The organism is Arthrobacter sp. Y3225116 (assembly GCF_059091245.1).
In genome coordinates, this window is record NZ_JBNHGL010000564.1 from 1 (window position 1) to 444 (window position 444).

Annotated in this window: 1 protein-coding gene; it reads right to left on the minus strand. The window is 62.6% G+C overall.

What is annotated here, in order from left to right; all coding sequences use genetic code 11:
- Positions 1-364, minus strand: a 364-nt coding sequence (locus tag AC5RV2_RS18975; RefSeq protein WP_494093614.1) for a phosphotriesterase family protein, incomplete at its 3' end; no start/stop codon positions are given.
- Between the last annotated feature and the right edge of the window lie 80 nt (positions 365-444).

The window sequence follows — 444 nt, forward strand, 5'->3', positions numbered from 1 at the left end:
TCTCGTGGATGAACACCTTCGCCAGGTAGTCCACCGACGCCCGTGCGAAGTGCGGTAGGGCGGTGTCGCCGCCCACGAAGCCGGTGCAGGCCACGATATGCACGCCGGTCTTGGCGGAGAGGGACTTGTAATAGTCGACGTCACGGCCGTTGCAGATGCCGGTGGCGTCCACGAAGGTGCCGCCGCCGTTCTCGCGGAACCTGCGCAGCTTCGGCACGGTTTCCTCGTAGGCCTGCTCCGGCGACTTCCACCATCGCGTGTCGAGCTCGGAGCCGGGCATGCCATAGCCGATGTGTTCGTGAACTGCCACGATTTCCAGTTCTTCAGCCGGGATTGTTCCCAGCACGGTGTTGACCTTGGTCATTCCTTCACCTCAGGAGTTTCGAAAGCTTGTTGATGGCGGGCCGCTGGTGCTCAGCGCACAGTCAGCAGGTTGCGCGGATT